Origin of the sequence: Halomonas sp. ND22Bw (assembly GCF_003011945.1) — a bacterium.
GTDB classification, from domain to species: domain Bacteria; phylum Pseudomonadota; class Gammaproteobacteria; order Pseudomonadales; family Halomonadaceae; genus Halomonas; species Halomonas halophila.
Genome location: NZ_PXWD01001834.1, coordinates 1 through 234, shown reverse-complemented (window position 1 = coordinate 234; position 234 = coordinate 1). Strand labels below are relative to the sequence as shown.

Annotated in this window: 1 protein-coding gene; it reads left to right on the top strand. The window is 71.4% G+C overall.

What is annotated here, in order from left to right:
- Nucleotides 1-234, top strand: a 234-nt coding sequence (locus CVH10_RS24620) for a hypothetical protein (RefSeq protein WP_219925126.1), incomplete at both ends; no start/stop codon positions are given.

The window sequence follows — 234 nt, the reverse complement described above, 5'->3', positions numbered from 1 at the left end:
GGAAACCATCGAGGCGTCGCTCCAGCTCTCGGAGGCCGTCCTGGTGGATGTCGGCGTTCCGATGGGCCTCGTGATCGCGTCGATCCACGAGCGCCGGGACGAGTACCGGGCGATGCTGCGCCGGAAGGAGACCGAGGTCCGCCCCGCCTTCCGGGCCCGCCGCACGGTGGGCAAGGGAACGGAGGCCAAGGCCACGGAAGGGCGCGAGGTCGCCTCCAAGGACGACGCCAAGCC